The 20,063-nt window shown below is 60.9% G+C and carries 12 protein-coding genes; 4 read left to right on the top strand and 8 right to left on the bottom strand.

The window, feature by feature from the left end:
• Positions 1-4 precede the first annotated feature (4 nt).
• From HV770_RS25090 to HV770_RS25055, 8 genes are all read right to left on the bottom strand, one after another.
• On the bottom strand, positions 5-784 hold the full coding sequence (locus HV770_RS25090) for an N-acetylmuramidase domain-containing protein (protein WP_175164023.1): 780 nt from the start codon (positions 782-784) through the stop codon (positions 5-7).
• An 11-nt stretch (positions 785-795) separates the two neighbouring features.
• Positions 796-1,851 carry an SLATT domain-containing protein gene (locus tag HV770_RS25085; protein ID WP_175164021.1) on the bottom strand — a complete coding sequence of 352 codons (1,056 nt, stop codon included), beginning with the start codon at positions 1,849-1,851 and terminating at the stop codon, positions 796-798.
• Positions 1,852-2,560: 709 nt separating this feature from the next.
• Positions 2,561-4,195 carry an eCIS core domain-containing protein gene (locus HV770_RS25080; protein WP_175164019.1) on the bottom strand — a complete coding sequence of 545 codons (1,635 nt, stop codon included), beginning with the start codon at positions 4,193-4,195 and terminating at the stop codon, positions 2,561-2,563.
• A 220-nt stretch (positions 4,196-4,415) separates the two neighbouring features.
• Positions 4,416-6,482 (bottom strand): hypothetical protein, encoded by a 2,067-nt coding sequence (locus HV770_RS25075; RefSeq protein ID WP_217468643.1) that lies wholly within the window; start codon positions 6,480-6,482, stop codon positions 4,416-4,418.
• Positions 6,428-9,643 carry a WD40 repeat domain-containing protein gene (locus HV770_RS25070; protein ID WP_175164015.1) on the bottom strand — a complete coding sequence of 1,072 codons (3,216 nt, stop codon included), beginning with the start codon at positions 9,641-9,643 and terminating at the stop codon, positions 6,428-6,430. The genes HV770_RS25075 and HV770_RS25070 overlap by 55 nt, the downstream gene beginning before the upstream one ends.
• Entirely contained in the window at positions 9,640-10,842 is a 1,203-nt protein-coding gene (locus HV770_RS25065) for an AAA family ATPase (RefSeq protein ID WP_175164014.1), read from the bottom strand. Before HV770_RS25065 ends, HV770_RS25070 begins: the two co-directional genes overlap by 4 nt.
• A 37-nt stretch (positions 10,843-10,879) precedes the next feature.
• Positions 10,880-11,602 (bottom strand): hypothetical protein, encoded by a 723-nt coding sequence (locus tag HV770_RS25060; protein WP_175164012.1) that lies wholly within the window; start codon positions 11,600-11,602, stop codon positions 10,880-10,882.
• Positions 11,599-12,174 (bottom strand): toll/interleukin-1 receptor domain-containing protein, encoded by a 576-nt coding sequence (locus tag HV770_RS25055; protein WP_175164010.1) that lies wholly within the window; start codon positions 12,172-12,174, stop codon positions 11,599-11,601. The genes HV770_RS25060 and HV770_RS25055 overlap by 4 nt, the downstream gene beginning before the upstream one ends.
• Positions 12,175-13,088: 914 nt before the next feature.
• Here HV770_RS25055 and HV770_RS25050 point away from each other — a divergent pair.
• The 4 genes from HV770_RS25050 (at position 13,089) to HV770_RS25035 (ending at position 20,045) form a co-directional block, all read left to right on the top strand.
• Positions 13,089-15,776: a glycoside hydrolase family 15 protein gene (locus HV770_RS25050; protein WP_175164008.1), complete on the top strand. Its 2,688-nt coding sequence runs from the start codon at positions 13,089-13,091 to the stop codon at positions 15,774-15,776.
• A 487-nt stretch (positions 15,777-16,263) separates the two neighbouring features.
• Positions 16,264-17,292: a sigma 54-interacting transcriptional regulator gene (locus tag HV770_RS25045; protein ID WP_175164006.1), complete on the top strand. Its 1,029-nt coding sequence runs from the start codon at positions 16,264-16,266 to the stop codon at positions 17,290-17,292.
• Positions 17,293-17,672: 380 nt separating this feature from the next.
• The gene (locus HV770_RS25040; protein WP_175164004.1) at positions 17,673-17,930 is read left to right on the top strand and encodes a hypothetical protein; all 258 of its coding nucleotides are present in this window, start codon (positions 17,673-17,675) and stop codon (positions 17,928-17,930) included.
• A gap of 87 nt (positions 17,931-18,017) precedes the next feature.
• Positions 18,018-20,045: a phage tail sheath C-terminal domain-containing protein gene (locus tag HV770_RS25035; RefSeq protein ID WP_175164002.1), complete on the top strand. Its 2,028-nt coding sequence runs from the start codon at positions 18,018-18,020 to the stop codon at positions 20,043-20,045.
• Positions 20,046-20,063: the final 18 nt, after the last annotated feature.

Genomic DNA, 20,063 nt, shown 5'->3' with positions numbered 1-20,063 from the left:
CTGGTCACGGTGCCGCGGATTTCAGTGCGTCGAGCGTCGCATCGTCGAGTTCGGCCGAGACGTTGAGTCCTTTGGCACGCTGAAAGGCAATGATCGCCGTGCGAGTTCCGTTGCCAATCACCCCGTCGACACCGTGTGTGTCGAACCCAAGATAGGTCAAAATGGCCTGAGCCGTCCGCAATTCGATGCTCGGTAGTCCCTTGATTCCATATAGTTGCTGATAGTGAAGCAGCTTGTCGTCGTACGCGTTTTTCTTGTAATCCTTGCCGTTGTAGAAGAAGGCGACGCGCGGCCATACTTTCTGCCGGAATGCCGAAGCGAGAGGTGCGTTGCTCGCGATGAAGCGTCGCGCTCCATCAAGCTGGGCGTCTTCATCGACGACGAAGGCCTGGACCATGCCGTCGACGTTGGTGTAGCCCAGCTTCGATGCATTGAATCCCATGAGCTGTGGCAGACCCCAGGACGCGCTCTCGAGTGCGGCCTGCCGGTCGAGCTGCATTGCACGCGCAAGGCGGTCGTACTCGGCCGCCCCGCCGCTGTAGCCGCCGGGAGTACTGGAACTGATGTCGGGGTTTGATGCACTGAAGCGCCCGCCAGTGCGATTGTGAAAGACGTGCCGCTCGAAGAGTATCTTTGGGCGACGATCAGCGAGAAATCCAAAACCCCGGGTTTCGACGGTGACCAGTGCCCATAGCGAAGAAGCATCGACATCCAGCGCACTGAGGACAGTGTCGAATCCGTTCTGCGTCAACGGCGATCCTTTCCCGACAAACATGCTGTTCATACCGGGCTCCGTCATAACATGATGGTGAGCGGCTTGTCCTCGTCTTCGATCGTCACGTTTTCCTGCAACTGTGCGCGCACGGCTTTCTGCGCGCGCTGTCCGGTCGCGACGATCGCGTGATCCATTCCAGGAGCGAGTTGCAGTTCGACAAATCCATCGCCCGCTACGTCGATCTGCGTGCCGTCGACCTCGAGGCGCAGGGAGCCTTCGTCCAGCGTGTCGATGCCGTCGATCGCGAGACGCACGTTGACGGTCGCTACGCGCTCGTCCTCATGCGCGGCTGGGGGTGGGGAGCGTTGAGAAGTGGCAGCCGCGCTGTACCCGCCATTGGTCGTGCCGGCCCGGCCGCCAGCGTCATCCGCGTCTGCCTCCGGACCTGCACCTGCCTGAGCGCCTGGTGAACCGCCCAGCGACACCTTCAGATTAGGATTTCGATCGAATGTATCGATCATCTGGCTGAACCGCTTTGCCCATTGTTTCGTCTCATCTTCCGCCAGCCATTCCACCTTGATGACGAAATCGCGCAAGATCGCCGTGAAAGATGGGGGACGTTCTTTGCCGATAAGGGACCCTTGTGCCTGTGCCATCGCCTGGGCCCAGCTGAATCGAAAGTCTGCCAGCAAAACTTCGAGCCGTGCCTGCGATTGACGGAAACGAATCCACGAACCGGATGCGTCGAAGAATTGGTCGAAGACGACCAGCGCACCCGCAACGGCCAGCAACACATAGCCGATCTCCGCCAGTGGCAACGCAGCGATCATGTCGAGCCACGTCGAAGGCGTGTTCGGAGTCTTGCCGACGGCAGCGATTTTGATCAGAAATGTGAGCAATATTGGTGCAAGCGTTCCGAGTGCAAACAGAAGGAGCGACATAAAGCGGATTCGCTTGGCTACGGCCGCGCGTTCGGTGGCCTTCGCGTCGTACCAGTTGATGCGGTCGGTCGCATGCGTAACGGCCGTCGAGAACAACTGGCCCAATGTAGCGTCCCACGCGCTTCCCCGGTATTGGTCTGGGCGGGTGGGAAATTGCCGATATGCACCACCATGTGCTTCGTCAGGAATATTCATTGTTTTCTCGCGATAGAGCGAGACTCACGCCGGGATCATTTCTTTTCGCCTGGATTGCGAATCTAGACAGCCGTCGCCTCGTAATGGTCCCTCCATCAAAGAAGCATGCAACTTGAAAATTGAGCCAACCCCGTGTTCGAGGTTTCGCGGGGATAGAGCAGTACGAATGCGTGTGACGCGCGGCTGGTACTCGACGTCTGGTGGTTTAGTTTGAGGGTGTAGCAGCCGCATTCCAAACGGGAGCGTTTTTGGGGGATTGCTGTAGCGAATGTACGTTTCAGCCGTGCTCTTCAGCAAGGCTAGGACAATCAACGTACTTCGCTATGTACGGCAACGAACGATGCGAGCTAATTAAAACCCGAAAATACCGGGTTTCTAAAAAAGACGCGAACGTAGGGGCGCAAGTTCTCTTTTCTTAAGAAATTAATAAATCAAGCGATAGCGCACTCCATGTCGATCGCGGGATCAAAGACGAATCGAGCCGCTCGATAGAACACGGATCATCGAAACCGGAAGTGCGCTAATGGCTAGCGCGGACACCTGGGCCGCGAAGTGGCGCGGAATACGGGACGTGTCTGGACGTTTTTTCAGCGATTTCCCGAAGCCTGCCGCGCGGATCAGGACGAAACGAGCGAGCCGCTGAGCAGCAGAGTACATGCTGCGCCAGGCAGAGTTTTACGTCGGCACTGGCGATGAAAGCGAGCGCAGTCTACTTGCCGTGGTGGAAGTGCACCACGGCGAAGCGGTCCAGCGCGCGTTTGGTTTCGTCGGTGGTGTTGACCGCTTTCGTGGAACCGAAGCTGATCAAACCGCCGCTATCGGCGCAAGCGCCTTCCAGCAAATTTGGTTCGGGGTCCGCAATGCGGGCGACCGGCACGTTCAATTGTTGCCGTAGCCATTCGGCGCGGCGCGAGCCAAGGTCGCAATTGTACTCGGTAGTTCCCTCTATTGAGGCGGCCGCAGAGATTGAGATCTTGAGGCCAGGATCACCCGCGAGAGCTTTTCCGATTTGCGCTTTGAGACCTTCGAGATCTCCACTCGCCAAAACGCCTTTGTCGTTTCCCCCACCGTGCGTCGGCCGATCCTTGACGAAGAAAAACGTGGCGTCCGAAGGTGGAGGCGGAATTGCGGGTTTGTCGGCGGGTTTGTTCTCCGGTTGATCCACGGTCTGCCTGGCGTCGGCGCGCTTCTGTTGATCGGCCGTCTTTTTGGGTTCTTCGACGGGCGGCTTCGCCTCGTCGGGTAGCTTCACTTCGACTCTTTCCGGAGGCGGCGCGGGTTTGCGCTTCACTGCGTCCCAAGCGAACTGGAATCCGGCGTTCACCTGCCACGTGCGGCTGCCGGAATATTGATCATCCGCAGGTCCTTTTGACCACGCACGACCGCCGGCCAAGGACGCCACGGCTTGCAACTTGAGCGGCCCCAACTCCACCAGATCCTGCGTGGCCTGAATGCCGCCGAGCAGACTGAACTGCTTGCCCGCGAGAGTGGGGTCACTGGAAGAGGTGGAAGCGAACCCGCCCTGGCCGAACAAAGCGACCTGAGTGCTGCCGGTGTTGATGAACAGATACGAGGGCTGCAGCGCGCCGGACCACTGGTCTCCGGTGGCAGTAGCGTTGCTGCCCCAGGTCATGATTCTTCCGTACTGGCCCACGAGCGCGAGTTCGAAACCGGTGCTGTTGGGAGCGCCGTGGAATTGGATGTTCGCGGCCAGTTGCGCGCCCAGCATCCAGGGCGGCGGCTTGGGAATGGTATAGACGCGCGAGTACTGAATCAGCCCCTGCGCCTGGAGCGTGAGCCACGGCGTCGGATCGGGCGGTTCTTCTTTCGCACCGCCTTTGTCGTCTGTCCGCGCGAGGGGATCGACGGGTTGGGGGTCGCGCTGGAGGGCGATGACACCATCGGCGGGTGGTAAGCGCATGTGTCCGCCAGCCGTCACCACGTCCGATGCGTGGCGCGCGGCCGCTTCTTCAGGGGAGTGCGCATCGGCTATGGGCAAGTGCGGCGGAATCCGGTTCGCGGCAGGGTGTTGCGCGACGTGGGCCAGTTCATGATGGAGCGTGTGAGCATTGCTCTCACGACCCATGACAACGTGCTCGCCAACGGCGTAGCCGCGTGCACCGACGTCATCCGCCGAGCGCGCGCTGCGCGAATCATCATGAATGCGTACGCGGCTGAAGTCGAAGTCGAACGCGGCGCCAAACTTTTGCCGGGAGGCGAGGTCGAGCGAGTGGCCCGGAGTGGCGAGGATTTCATGCACCGAGTGTGGGGCGAAGGTCCGCGCCAGCGCTGCGTTGCGCTTCGATTGAACAGGCTTCGACTCGGGTCTGGCAAAAGATCGCACGCTTGCCTCCTACACCGCTACGGTTCGACGTGTATATGCTGGGCGGCCGTCAAGCCGTCTAAGCCGAATCACGCCCCCAAATATAGGTCAATCGCCGACCGCTATACAATCCAGCGATAATCCGCTGCTTCCGTCGTCGGCTTCACCCGCTGCAATGCGCCTGCGGTACAAACGGCATCGAACGGTAATCTGCGCTGAATGCGAGCGCGACTCCTGCCAATCAAACGACTGTCGGTGGTTCAATGGGCGTTCCGAGTGGTGGCTTCGTGCGTTCTTCCGGCTCGGCGGATTGGGTGTGCTTCGTACGCGCGCGCAGATTCCGGCGATACCACGCCGGCCATGTATAGCCGAATAGCGCGCCGATCCCGGCGCTCACCAGGACGGGCGTCCAGGATGTCACCGGTATGTTCGGCCGGACCCGTGCGATATCCGGCATGACCCAGTTGATCACGAGCCAGCCCGCGATCGCCATCACGCAGGCGAGCGCGATGCTTTCCAGCGGACGCAACCACGGCGGATCGGCAGGTTGGAGCACATAATCGTCGCATAGCGATGCGAGCGTCACGGTGAGCGTCACCGAAAGCAGTAGCCACTTGGCCTGGGAGAAAAACGGCGTCATCGGCGCATTGCCGAAGTGCACCCGGATCGGATAAATCATGGCCGACAGCGCTAGCAGAATAAGGAACGTCGCGAGGCCCGACAGCGCATAGGCACCCTTGGGTCTGCCACTCCAGAAGGTGCGGCGCGCGAAGCTCAGATAGCGCTTCGGCAGGATCGCCACCGCCGCGGCGATGCAATGGTTGATGGCCACCAGGACGGCAACGATCACCGTCGTGGTGGCCCGATGGCTGAAACCATGATTCAGCAACGCGCCGAGCGCGAATAGCGCACACACGCCGAGGCCATTCCACGCAAGCGGTGCGCCCAGATAGAACGCCGGCCAGTCCGGCTCTTGCGGCATGGATTTGCCCTCATGCCGGCCGATGTGCTGCTGTAAGACATTGGCGGCGCGTTTGAAGCTGTCCCTGCCGACCGCGGCGATGCGCACGATGCTCAAGCCCTGTAGCGTCGCGGGGACCTCTGCGCCGGTCAGCGCGAACGTGCGGCTGATGGGAAGGCTCGCGCGGATCGCATCGAGCCGCCTCGACGCGTCGCCGATCGTGACGAGATCGTGGCTTTCGGCGACGAGCAGTACCCACGTCGATGGCGTCAGCAGCGAGCGGAAGTAGTCGGTCCACAGCGACGGGGTGGGATAGCACTCCCGCGCGACCAGCCCCTTCCAATCGTCATCGCGCGGAAGCTCTTTTCGTGCGTGGCTCAGCTCGCCGACGGTCTTGGGGAACAGTGTCTCCAGGCAGTCCGCGCGCGCGGCGACGCGGGCATGCGCGCCGTAGTAGTCGATCGCATTCGATGCCGGCGCCATGAGCGTGACCGGTCCGAGCAACCATCTGCCGGAAAAGAGGTTGATAAAGTTCCGCAGCGCGCGCGAATTCCGGCCTTCGAGCAGCACGATGACGAGCGACGGTGCGCGCTCGGGCCTTGGCCGCGATAGCGCGACGCGCGTAAAAACGAAGCCCGTTACGGCCGCTATGTCACTGACGGGCCGGTAGAAGCGGTCGGGTTCCCAACTGACGTTTATGATCCATGCGGCGAGCGCGCCGAAGCTCCAGATGGTGGCGGCGAACCACAGGCAGTCATCGGCGGCGCGACCCGTGATGCGGCCTTTCAGCTGAAGTCGCGCCAGCGCGCGCGGCAGCGCCGTGAGCAGAAGGAGCAGCAACGTGGCGCTCGCGAGAGCGGCGATAATTCGCAGACCGGCGGTCAGGCTCTCGAACTGTGTGTTCCGGAACGTCTGCGAGACGAAATCATAGAGATTGTTGGAAAACGCGAAAGCCAGGCGCAGCATGAACAACATCCCCGCGCCATAGTAAAGCGCGAACCACACATAACGCCAGGAGGTGCTGCCGAACGGCTTGTGCCGTTCGACCGTCAGGAACGACCAGGCCACCAGCCACATGATCAGCATGACCGCGGCATTGTCCAAAAACAACTGCCCGACATCGATGTCTCGGTCAGTCGTCCAAAAGAATTCTCTGTTGACGACATCGACCGCGCCCGCCGCCACCATGGATGCGGCGATCGCGCCGACGCGTCGCAGCGAACGCGCGACCGGCAGCGCGGGCAGTTCGATGGGAGCAGCGACATCGGTATCCACGATTTCTCCGCCTTGATTCATATACTGCTCAATTTCACCACCCGGTGGCGCAACCTGCGCGCGTTCAGCCACCCTATGATCGCAATCACGATTACCCACAGCAGGGTCGGCACGACCGGATGTGCGGCCATCAACGCGGACACGAGGCTATGCATCGCATTCAGATCCATCAACGACATCGCGAAGTTGTTATTCTCGCCGGTCCATAGCGTGGCTCGATCCGCGTCGCCGATGACGAGATGCTGGCCGTCCGGGCTGAACCCAACGTCGCTCACCGGACTGCCACCGCCCTGCCAGACCCTGAGCTGCCTGAGGGCGGGGTGCACGCTCCACAGTTGGACGGTTCGTTCGTCGGCGACCATGAACTGGCTGCCGTCCGGGCTTAGCGCGACGGCGTTTATGCGTTGGAATGACTTGGGGGGACAGATAGACGAATCATCCTCGAGATTCCAGAGGCATGCGACGTCATCGCCGAGCGTAATCACGCTGCTACCGTCGAGGTTGATGAACGCGTTATTGACGAAGCGATCCCATTTGAGAATCACCGAGTATTCGTCATTTCTCCATGCCCACGAAAAGACACCGTCAGAACTCGCAACGATGACGGTGTCCGCGTCATTCACGAATCTGGCCGCATAAGCCCCATAGCCGAAAAGGCGGCTTTTCATTTTTTGTCGGGTGCGCATGTCCCATATGTCAACCGTCCCTACGTCGTACGTCACCGCGAGAAACTGACCGTTATCATCGCATCCAATGGATCTCACGGACGCACTTATGCGCGGCAGCGGGTCGCCATCGCGCACCCCACGCGACAAGTGCCAGAACTGGATTGCACCGTTCGACGTCGTCGTTACTGCGGTGTCGCCCCGGCCGCAGAACGCGACGCGCGTCACTGAAGAAGCGTGGTACAACGGGTCGCCGCGCGGCTCGCCCGTGCGCACGCTCCAATTTTGCACGCGGCCATCGTCGCCGGCGGTCAGTACGTAGTCGCCGTCCGGGCTGAACCCGTATGCATTCATTCGCGTGCCACGCATGACATAGCTGATCGGATGATGTTGCTCGGAAAGCAGCATTCCCGAGTGAGAGCCCTTCCTTTGCATAGAGGCGGCAACCAGAACCAGCGCGCAGATCATCAAACCTGCAACGACGATCCATAGCGCGCCGCGCGTGCCGTTGCGCACCATACCGCCGCGATACGCGAGTTCGGCCCACGCCCCCTTCAGCTCGTCGCGAAGCCCGCTCGCCGCATTGCGCCACGTGAAGCGGCGAGCGGGCGTGCGAGCGGGGCGTTTGCGTATCCAGTTCGCCCATTTCTCAGGAATACGCATGGCAAGCCGTTGCGCGGACATTCCACCCAGGTAGCCGAGACAAATAGCGACGCTCTGTTCGCCCACGGGCACACGAGCGCCGTGCGGATCGGGCACAGAATCCAGTTCGATGGTCATGCCCGGGCCTTCGGTCGGTGAAAGCGGTTCCAGCAGGCCGCGCACGACTTCGCGGATGCGCTCGTGCGTCTCCGGCGGCAATTCTTCCAGCAACAACAGCCGAAGCCAGTTCGGCATGCACTGCCTGCGCAGCCAGGGAAGCCGCGCAAGCCGCCGGTAATTGCGCGCGATCAGATAACGTAATTCGGCTTCGTGCTGGACGTTCGCGAGGCGGAAGAACCGTTCGCCGATCAGAAGCGTCAGCGGATGCCGTACGACCGGCGCGACCGCGAGCGCCGCGAGCCATTGGAAGCCGTTGTCGCCCAGATAGAGCTTCAACTGCGCGATCAGGCGTTCAGCGACCTCCTTGTTGCTGAAATCGTCGCTGAGAAAGTCGTACCGGCCTTCGGCGAGCAGGCGCGGATAGCGCTGCGGTTCGCTCAGCACGATGTTCGGCAGTTCCCCCGAAACCAGCAGCGTCGCCCATGCGCGCAGCGCGTCTTCTTCGAGCGGCAGAACCAGAAAGCCGGGATCGGCAGCGCGCTCGGGCTGTTCGATCAATTGTTCGCGCAGGTCCCAGTCTTGTGGTTCGATCAGGGTAAACAGCGCGCGATTTCGCCAGCGATAGAAACGCGCGGACTCGACCCATGGCAGGAGACGACCGTCCTGACCCGTGAATGCGTCGCGATCCGACACCACGATAAGCCGCTGACCGACAGGAGGATCAGGAAGACGATCGAGGGGTTCGCCGTGCGCGTCGTCGAGTTTTCCGCGTGCGGCGAGCCGGTACGCGACCGGTGCCTCGCCTTTACGGCGATGAAACATTCTGATGTCGACATCTAGCCCTTCCTGCCGAAGCCGGTTCGCCCACATGTAGAAGAGGCGTCCGCGCGGATCGGCCTCGTCTTCCGCATCGATCAGCATCAAATAGGATGGCCGCAGATTCGTGTGCCGGAAATGCAGTTCGGGAATGCCGAAGTTGCGCATCGTGGCTTCGATGGTTCGGCGCATGTGCAACGGTGCGCGGCGAGCGAGCGTGCCGCGCGCCGTGCGCGATTCGCGCGTATGACGTTCGAGCGGGGTGGCGATGTCGGAAGCCAGAGTAGGGACGATGTGCTGCGTCGCTTCGTGCAGCGAGCGTTCGTCGAGTTTGATGCTTGCGGACATCTGGCGTCGCTGGGTGCGCGCGAGGAACCACGCTGGCGCACACACGAACAGCAGAATCGCGACCAACGGCAGAAAAATGCCCCAGACGATCGACGTGTTCACTTCGTCGTTCGAGCGGGCCGCGGGATAGTACTGCTCGACCTGCCGCGGCACCGGGATGGGCTTCGTGATCAGTTGCTCCACTGCCGGGAGTTTCAGTTCGGGCCTCTGGCGCTCATCCAGAGGCGTGCCCCAGTTGACTGCGATCGCGAACACGGTCACTACGACGAAGAGCGCGGCAAAATACCAGACGATCTGGGGCGACTTCGCATAGAACGTCGTGAACCTGCGCCATGGGCTCTCCTTTGGGGGACGAAGCTCGGCCTCGTCGTCCGTACTGGTGGCTCTCGTGTCGTCGATCCACTCGCGGAATGCATCGTCGAAACGGCTCTGGTCTTCGCGCGACTTGCAGAAGATCGGGCGCAGGCGCGCGCGCAGCGTGTCGGGCGAGAGCGCCTCGCCGCGCTCCTCCAGATGCCGCAAAAGCCGCCCAGCGTTGACGAGTTCGGTCGCACCCGGCGAAAAACAAGCGTCGCGCAGGTGTTGCACGAGTTCGATGAACGGCGGCCAGGACCTTGGCGCCGACGTGTCGGGCGAGGTCATGGGCGTCTCGCCCATTCGTCGATCGCCCGCAATATCAGCCCGCGATCATCGCGATGTTTAGCCACGGCGGAGAGCGCGCGTTTTACGCCTGCGATGCTGTCGCGCATGAGTCCGTCGCTGGGGAGGCCCGAATTGCGCAGCGATTTCGCCCAGTCGATCAGCTCCGAGGTACCCGACTGGTAGCGCAACTCGGGCCCGCAGCGCTCGCGGCAATCGACGAAGAACTCGAGCAGGTCGTCATAGAGGCGCGTCGAGCCGGCGACGGCGAATTGCGATTGTTCGCCCGCGCTACGTTCGCTCATGTATCTCTCGGGGAAGACGCGCGCGAGCAGAATCTTGCGCAGCGTTTCCTCGTCAGGATCTTCGATATGAAAGTACACGCAGCGGCGCAGAAACGGATCAGGCAAATCGCGCTCGGAGTTGCTCGTGATAACGACTATGGGCCGCAGGCGGGCGTCGCGCGGTGCGGCGACCAGCCGGTCGCGCATCTCGCGAATGCGGAAGTCGAGGCGCTCGATGCCATTGAGCAAGTCGTTGGGGAAATCGCGGCTTGCCTTGTCGATTTCATCGATGAGCACGACGCTAGGACGCGGCCGGGCCAGGTGGGCGGGTTCGTCCGGAAAGGCGACGGCGAGCAGATCCTCGTTACCCTCGGGCGCGGCGCGCAGAACCGCCTGGCCAAGCGGCCCGAACGTGATGAAGTTCTCGGGTCTCAGTTTCGCGGGCATCGGATCCCCAGTGCCCGGCGCCTGGCCCGTGGTCTGGAACGTCAACTGCGCGCGCGCGATTTCGACATCGCCGAGTTGCGCGACCAGATCATAGCGATAGAACAGGTCGGGCGATTCGCTCATCGATTGGGCTTCGAAGCGCAGAACGGGCGCAAGATCGAATTCCCACGCGATGCGGTCGGCCAACTGGCTCTTTCCCGTGCCTGGCCGTCCTGTCAGCAGAAGCGGCTTGCCGAGAATGACGGCGGTGTTGACCGCTTCGGCCAATTCCGCGCTGGCGGAATAGCCTTCGGGATGATCGGTGAAGTTATAGATGACAGATACGGCTTCGGCGTGGTCGGCCTCGTTACCGTCGGAGGGCGTCTCGCGCAGGATGACTCCGTTGCCTGCCACGCTCGCGTCTGGATTGCCGGACATCTCTGCGCGGCTGCCGTGCCCGATGAAAACCGGGAGTTCGATCCGGCGATTCATGGCTCCTCCATTCCTTGAGAGACGCGGCCTGACGGCACTACGCCGCACCCCGAAATAAGCGGCGAAGCCAACTCGTGCTGGGTGCGACCTCGGTTTCATTCCCGGCGGTCTCGTGCCGATGGCAGCATTTGCCGCAGCCGAGCCGCTGATGTTTGCGCAGACGCGTCGCGGCGGTGTGCAATTGCTGCTTCAGGGTCTCGCCCGATACGTCGCCCAGCCGCAGATAGTCGTTACCGTCGAGCAGTTCGTGCCACCAGTCGGGGGACGTGTCGGCGACGAGCGCGTATTCCCTCGGATCCGACATCTGATGAACGAGGATCAGCCACATGGCCAACTCCCTTTGCTCGGCGCTTTCTGGTGAGCCTTGCTCCCACGCGGCCTCCTCTGTGCGCTTGCGCCTGACGAACTGGCTCAGATCCACCAGTTCGGAAACGTGCGGCTCGGCGGCAATGTAGTCGTCCGTCAGGAAGGCGATGACATCGGTGACATCTTTCATGTTCTCGATCACCATCAGCGGACTGATATGTGAATTGGCGAGATCGCCCGCCTTCGGCGGCTGAAGTTCTTGACGCGACCGATAGATCGTCTTGAGCGGCGTGTTGTAGGCGTCGTACGGGTAGCATTTGAGCTTGACCCAGAAATCTTTCGCGCATTGATCGGCTTGCCCCAGGCGGTCCGACACCCAGGACAGATAAATGATGCGTTCTATCTGGAGACACTTTTCGATCTTTGTGCCTGCGGTGAACGTGACGTTCGTCATGGCCGGCTTCCCATAGTCCGCGCGGTTTGTGTATCGAGCGTCGGCAGTGTTTCCTTGAGGCGCTTCACGAGTTGCGTCAACTGCTCGGCAAAGCGCGCGGCCGAATCCTGACTGAGCGGTTCGAGCCGGAGGTTGCCGTCGAACGGCCCCAGGAAATTCACGTCGCTGACGGACTGGATGACACGCTCGCCGTCGCCCGGCAGGCCGAGCCTGTCCGGGCGGCCCGCATCGTCGAAAGTCAGGTATTCGGGGCTCATCGCTTCGGCCAGCACGAACAGCAGCCGCGGCTCGCCCGTTGCGCGAAAGCTCTCCACTGCGAACATCAGTTCGCGTTGGCATTCGATCGATTCCCAATATTCGTCGCAGAGCACGCAGACGAAGTGCGTCGTTGCCTGGAGCTGCTGCTGGAGATGCTGCGCCCACATTACGCCTGCACCCATGCCTTCGTCGATGAACAGATCGAAGCCCAGCGCCTTTGAGACGTTCTTCAAACGAACCTGCAGGCGACGAGTCAACTCCGTCCACGGGTCGCCGTGGCGGTAGGAAATGAAAACGAGGGGCCGTTTTGGCATGGGTCGCCTCTTCCTCGATGGAAACCATAGAATATTTCTTTGGATTTCCTGATTTTCCCTACTCAATCTAGCAGATGTTTTCTGGCCGCCAAGTACCGGTTATGGACGACGAACGCCAAAATAAATCATTTATTGGCTATTCCACTTGTGTTCCCATCCGCCCACTGGCTGCTTCGACGAACCAGGCTGGAACCCTTGCTCGACCGGAAAATCGCCTTGCTCGTTACAGCGCAACACTAAATTACAGGACGAGCAAAAGAGAGAATTTTTAAATTGCCGGTTCCCACCTTTGCTTTCGCACAGTCCCGTGCGTTTGCTAACGCTAAATGAAGTACGCTCGGGACGCGTTGTATGCAGTGATGGGGCATACCCGGATAGCTTGACGTAGTGAACGAGCCTTTGTGGATTGCTTTGTCATCGAAAGGAGAAAATCTTTCGACATGATCGGATAGCTTTTGACTATCGCGGTACATCAAGACTACATCGACCTGGTACTTCAGGCAGTTTAAGCATCGCCGGATTCTCTGCATTCACCAAGCTTTCATTGGCTATTTAAGATCATCTTCGAGTCGAACTGAACATTTGTTCGAGATGCATTAGATTGAGGGTCCTCTCCGAATCATGGCGGACTGCAGAGTGGAAAAGGCGCTTCCATGCTAGGTGTTCCGCTGAATTCGATCGACGCTGTACTAATATGAATGCGGAAACCCGGCGGCGCGTACCGTGGCGCCGCACACGTTCGTTCGCACTCGGTCCTGATCGCCCCGAATCGCGGCGTCCATCCGCAGTTCATCCGGATTGCTGAAGTTCGCTAGCCGAGCGATGACGCGCTATCGCAGTCGGCGCGCAATGCGCGATACCCCGCCTCGCGGTGTCGAATCGGGCATCCAATTCGCGAGCCCCAGAGAATACCTATGAGCCCGACTTCGCCTTCGGCCACCTCCACCCGTGCGCTCTATCTGTCGAACTGGCGGGATCTCGTTGGCGTATGGAAGGCCGCGAAGCTTAGCCAGATCGACACATCCTGGACCGGCCCATGCCTGAGCGAACTCCATTGTCTGCGCGGCTCTCTCGCGCGCCGGACGGTGAACCAGATCGTCGACTACACCGGCTTCTTCCGTGACGAAACCAACGCGATTTCCTATAGCCACGCCGAGAAGTTCGACTCCGAAGCGTGGTTCGAAAGCGGCGCAGATGACGCCGGCGTGCTGACGACGCACTACCTGAGCTATCAGGGCGCGTCGCTGCCACCTCGCCTTGACCTGACCCGCAGCTTCGCGGCGCCGCCCGATCAGCCGTTCTTCATCGTTCGTTACACGCTGACCAATCCGACGGCCGAAAGCGTTACTTTCAACCTGCTCGATCAGGTACATCTCAACAACGTTGATCCGAGCAAGCAGGTGCACGCGTGGTACGACGCCGGACAAAACGCGTTCATCGCGGACATGACGGCCTCCGGGCAGTTATTCGTGCTGCTGGGCGCGCTGCAACCGAGCGACGGCTATCAGGCAGGCAACAACGCCGACGCATCGACGCAAAGCGGTACCGTGTCGGCCTGGTACAGCTTCGACGCCGAAGGCACGCTGAAAAACAATGCCGACGTCAGTGCTCCCGACGTATCGCTCGCGTTCAGCAAGCGCGTGGAGGTCGCGCCAGGCGCATCCGCGACGCTCTACTTCTATCTTGGCGTATGCGAGACACAAGCTGATGCCAGCGCCGCGATCGCCGCCGCCCGAGCATCTTCGGGCGACGCCTGGATGACGGCGGTCGCGTCCGCGTACAACACATGGCTCACCAACGGCAATCAGGGCCGGCGCGTGCATTTCGACGACGATGCGCTCAACCAGATGTTCGACCGTGCGCTGATCCTGATGAAGAACATCCAGAACCCCGTACTCGGCACGTTCGCCGCAACCACCAATCCCGTCGCCTATCAATACCGGACCTGGGTGCGGGATGCTTGCATCGCAGCGATCGGGCTCGACACCAGTGGCCATCACGACGAAGCGCAACTGTACTGGCGCTGGATGAGCGGCAGCCAGGGCGGCGACGGCACCTGGAAGACGACTTACAACACATGGGACGGCAGCTATGTGCCCTTTGTCGAGCCCGAGTACGACTCGGTCGGCGCATTTCTGTACGGCGTCTATCAGCACTACGCGCTGACCGCCGACGCGACGTTTCTGCGCGACCTGTGGCCGAGCGTCAAGCGGTCGGCGGACTGGATCGTCAGCCATATCCAGCCCAACGGATTCGGCCAGGCGGACTACAGCATCTGGGAAGAAAGCGACAATCTGGAGCACAACAGCTACACGCAGAGCTGGTATGTGGTCGGCATGTATGCGACGCAGGCCATCACCGAGGGGCTCGGCGAGACATCCCTGACCGACTGGTATGCGGGCGGCGCGGCTTCGATTCTCACCGCTCTTCAGCGTCCGTCGGACTGGTTTCCGCCGGGTTCCTGGAATCCGCAAGGATATTTCTGTCGCGCGGTGAACGTGAACGACACGCCGCGCACGATGATCGACAGCTCGTCGGACATGCTGATCGCGCTGGGCGTTATCGATCATGAGTCCGGCCGCGCAGCGAGCCATGTCGATACGATCCTTAGCGCGCTCACGAATGAGAGCTTTGGGATCGCGCGCTATCCTGGCGACACGTTCTACTACACGGCGAGCTGGAGCCCGGGCGGCAACGAGGCCCTTGGGCCGGAACCGGCGTGGCCGCAGATGAGCCTGTGGGTGGCCGTCTACGACATCCTGCGCGGCCATGCCGCCGACGCGTTGGCGCGCCTGCAATGGTGCGCCAGCATCTGGGGGAAGGGGTACATGCCGCCCGGCGAGGCGGTCTCCAACGTGACGAAACAGCCGCTCGTGAGCTCAATGTGCGAACCGTTGACGGCCTCTGCGTTCATTCTGGCTGCGTTGCTCTACGAAAAGCAGGTGCGCTTTGGCTGCGTACCGCCGTCGTACAACGCGGGTACCTTCAAGACGATCGGAGTTAGCTATGCGGCGGCGGGAGACTGGAATCAATGGTCGAACGTTCCGTACTTCGTGGGCGCGCAGACTTCGGGCGCGTCGCCGATGTGTTCGATCAAGCGCGTGTACGTCACCAACGACGGCTCGAATCTCTATGTGCGGATCGACAACGTAGCCGGGACGTTCACGCGCTTCGCACAGCCCCCGTTGTTCGCGCTGCAGCTATACAGCCAGGATCTGGCGCAGGGCGGCGCGGCCGCCAGCAGCCTCGGCATCTTCAATCAGGCGTTGAGCCGGCCGATGAGCTTCGTCGTCTCACGTCGCAGCGATTCGGATTCGTTCTCGCGCTGGCGCGTCGCCAACAATGCATGGAGCGCCGAAGGCAACGTCGATTATGTCGAAGCGCCCCAATGGGATCCCGGGAGCGGAAGAATCGAGGCGATCATTCCGCTCGCCGCGCTGGCGAGCGCGGGTCCTTCGTTCGGAAGCTGGGCCGATATGCTGTTCGTGCTCGCCGCTTGCGACCCGGCCTCCGGCGCGTGGTCCGAGACGGATCACATGCTAATTCACTATCGGCTCAGCAACGGCGCTCAGGACTGGATCTATGGGAACATCGAAATGTGACGGAGGTGGAACGGGCACAAGGCAAACTCTGCAAACCTAACATAGGTCGGATACGGCGTTTGATAACCGGTCACATAGGATTTTCAGGGACTCGTACCGATAAATCCTGAATGACCTCTCGCCGGGCGAGAGCAAAGCGCGGATGGTGCTGCTGTCAGATGTAAAACGGCATTCACAGAGTGGAATCCCTGATCAGTATCGGTTTAATTTTGTGCTCGAGTTCTTCGTTATATTGCCGAGGGCCGGGCGCGAATCACAGACTTTTATCTGGACAAAAGAAAGTCTGAAGCTAGACTAATTCAGTAGCGCAAGCTTCCGGAATTGCACCACGGAAAGCTCCGACCTACGCCTCGCGCATGTGGCTCTACCCTTCGATAAAGGACACCGAATGTTTTTTACGCCGCATTCACGCATCCCACAGAGAACGAGTGGGCAATGATGCAACGCGGGCGTATCTGGCATGCCCGCTGGCGAGGAGTCGTTTCCGATGATTGGAAGCTCGCAATCGTTTCTGGAAGCCCAGCGGGTGATCGAACGGTTTGCCCGCTGCGACGTGCCGGTGCTGATAGAAGGCGAAACCGGCACGGGAAAGGAACTCGCCGCCCGCGCGATTCACTACGGTGGACAACGATCATCGGGGCCGTTTGTTCCCGTAAACTGCGGCGCGCTGCCGGATGCGCTTGTTGATAACGAGTTGTTCGGTCACAAGCGCGGCGCTTTCACCGACGCGCACATCGAGCAGGCAGGCCTTATCGCTCATGCGAGTGGCGGCACTCTGTTCCTGGACGAAGTGGATGCGCTTCCGCTGAAGTCCCAAGTCATCTTGCTTCGTTTCCTGCAGGATCACCAATATCGGCCGTTAGGCGCGCCCGAAAGCCGCCATGCCGATGTCAGGCTGATAGCAGCAACCAATGCCGATCTGGCTGAGCGTGTCGAGGAGGGAGAGTTCCGGCTCGATCTTCTGTTCCGCTTGCGTATTCTCGTGGTGACGTTGCCGCCATTACGCGAACGCGATCGAGATATCGAACTGCTGGCCGACAATTTTCTTCACGTCTGTGCGCAACGCTTCGGCAATGGCGACAAAGTGCTGCATCCGGCAACCTTCGACTGGATGTACCGCTATGACTGGCCAGGCAACATTCGCGAACTCGAAACGCTGATCTGTCGAGGCTACCTGCTGAGCGACGCTCGCGTCATCGAGATCGGACCGCCGGACCCCTTCATCTCCGATCGATGCCAGCCGGGCATCGTGCATCTTCAACCGGCTTCGCTGTATGGATCGCTGCGTCAATCGGAGGCGCCCGCCATGCTTGCGCATGAAGATTTCAAGACCGCAAAAAGCCGGGTTATCACGGAGTTCGAGTGCCGTTATCTGGCCGATGCGCTGAGCGCCGCGGGCGGCAACGTGACAAAGGCCGCGAGGATCGCGGGCAAAGAACGTCGGGCGTTCGGCAAGCTCCTGAAGAAGCACGGACTCGCACCAGCTCAGAGCGCTTTCGACGGCCCGCTGCGCTGAGCGCTGCGCTCGCTTATATGACTGCGCCGCCTGCTGCGACGGCGATCGAGCGCAGACAGCCCGTCCGCATCGCGGTTTCGACCTCTGAAGTCCGTTCCCGTTGCAGCGCGCATCAGCTTGGGGAGTATGCGCGTCTTCATCGGGGACACGCTTGACCCATGTCCGGGTCAGGCGTGCGGCTTCCCACAAATTCCATCGTGCCCCGTCCAGGCATGTCAAACCGCCGTCCACGCGATTTAGCGGGTGGGTTCGCATTGACCCGCTGCACGTTCAGGCGGGCGCCAGGAGTCGCTACAGGCAAGCATCCGTCGTCCGTCGCCAAATGGAATGGAGTTTGCATCGGGCGCTTTGCCTGTAATGAGCCACAAGCCGGTGCTCAAGTGAATAGCAAAGAAGCGCGTGTGGAGCGTATCCGGGATTCGATCGAATCGTATCTGGTTCACCATCCCGGCGCCGCGGATACCGTCAATGGAGTGTTGAGCTTCTGGCTGCCAGTAGCGTGCAGCGACGCGACGCTCGCCGATGTCGCCCTCGCATTGGGACAACTCGTTGACGAGGGCTACCTCGCGCAGAGCGAGCTGCCGGGTGGCCCGGTGTTGTACGAACGAGCTCGCGTTGCAGGCAACGCCACGCAGTGAGGCGATCGGGACTCGCGGCATCGCCGGACCGACCGTAGCCCGGATACAGTGCAACCTGCTTTGCTTTCTCGGAAAAGGAACTTCGCCATGCCCGCAACGCTCACGTATCCCGGCGTCTACATCGTCGAGTTGCAGAATCCAATGCACAACATCACGGGCGTGGCGACATCGATCACCGCGTTCGTCGGTTACACGGCAACGGGAATCGATAACCGGGCGCAAGCAATCTACAGCTTCTCCGACTTCGCGCGTCTGTTCGGCGGCCTCGCAATCGACAGCGAACTCAGTTATGCGGTCCTGCAGTTCTTTCTGAACGGCGGAACGACAGGGTATGTCATACGCGTGCCGCATCACAATGCGACGCCGGCGAGCGTCGAAGTGACCGGTGCGAGCGCCATCGACCTGACGTTCACCGCACTTTCCAGTGGCGTTTGGGCGAATGGCCAGATCACGATCGACATCGACTACGACGGCATCGACTTCTCGCTGCCCGGCGTCGACCCCAGTACATTCAACGTGACCATAACGAATCTCTCGGGAAACGTGGTCGAGACGTTTCCGCAAGTCTCGCTCAATGGCACGAGGCAGAACTACGTCGCTAACGTGATCAACGACTTCGATACTGGATCGCAACTGGTGAAGATGAGCGAGGCCGCCGATCCAACGAACCCGCTGCGCAAGAACACACCGGAGGTTTCGGGAGTACTCGGCAAAAGAATCCAACGCAACAGCGGAGAACTGCTCTTCTTCGACAAGACCAAGACCACGCCCCAGCTCATCGACAAAAACTACACCTTGACGCTACAGGTTCCGAAGCCGAAGAATTCGCTGCCCGACATCAAGGACGTGAACGTACTTCTTAAGGATGCGCCTATACCGGTGTCGTCCGCGGCGATTGCTTCCCAGGTTCAGAGCGCCCTCGCCAATGCGGTCGCGCTGAACTGGAACGGTGCGACCTTGCGTTTCATTGCGACGAAGAGCAATGCGGACGACGTGCTGCGCGCCGTCGCGAGCATCCCTACGTTGCCGGATGCACAAGTCGTATTTAGCGGAACCGCAGCCGCGCCGCTCGGGCTCGATGTCACCCCGACCAACGTTGCACATTACGCGCTCGGGACGGGCAATGCGATCGAAGGGCAGAAGACGTCCGTGGCCGGCACGGACCCGGGTAATCAACTTCCGTTCTCGGCCGATCTCGTCGGCGACCCGGCTTCGTTCAAAGGTATCTACGCACTGGAAAAGGTCGACCTCTTTAACCTGCTCGTGATACCGGACGCGACGCGCGCGCTTGCCGGCAGCCCGGCCACGCCCGATCCCAACGTGTCCGGCGCCGATGTCTTCCCTCCCGCGATCGCCTATTGTCAGCAGCGGCGTGCGTTCCTGCTCGTCGATCCGCCTCCCGATGCGACGACCGTGACGGCCGCGCTCGACTGGAAGACGAGCATGGCTATCACACCTCCGGAAAACGGCGCGTGCTTCTTCCCGCGGCTACGTCTGCCAGATCCGGTGAACAACTATCAGTTGCGCACGTTTGCGCCGAGCGGCGTGGTCGCGGGGCTGTTTGCGCGTATCGACGGATCGCGCGGCGTCTGGAAGGCGCCTGCCGGTACCGAGGCATCGCTGACCGGCGTCCAGGCGTTCAGCTATCACAACCAGTTGACCGATACTGAAAACGGCGTTCTGAATCCGATCGGTGTGAACTGCTTTCGCAACTTCCCGCTGTACGGGCCGGTGCTGTGGGGCTCACGCACGCTCGCGGGCGCGGATGCCGAGGCGAGCCAGTGGAAGTACGTGCCCGTGCGCCGGCTGGCGCTCTTTCTGGAAGAAAGCCTGTATCGCGGCACCAAGTGGGCCGTGTTCGAACCCAACGACGAGCCGCTGTGGGCATCGCTCAGACTCAGCATCGGCTCATTCATGAACGGACTCTTCAGGAAGGGAGCGTTCCAGGGACAGTCGCCCAATGCGGCTTACTTTGTGAAATGCGACAACGAGACGACCACGCAAAACGACATCGACAGCGGCGTCGTCAACGTGCTCGTCGGCTTCGCTCCATTGATTCCGGCGGAGTTCGTCGTGATCCAGATTCAGCAGATGGCAGGGCAGGTTCAGACCTGATTCGGAGATTCCCTCGCG

Origin of the sequence: Paraburkholderia fynbosensis, assembly GCF_902859935.1 — a bacterium.
In the GTDB taxonomy this organism is placed as follows: Bacteria; Pseudomonadota; Gammaproteobacteria; order Burkholderiales; family Burkholderiaceae; genus Paraburkholderia; species Paraburkholderia fynbosensis.
Note: the sequence above shows the minus strand (reverse complement) of the source record. Positions and strands in the feature narration are given on the sequence as shown.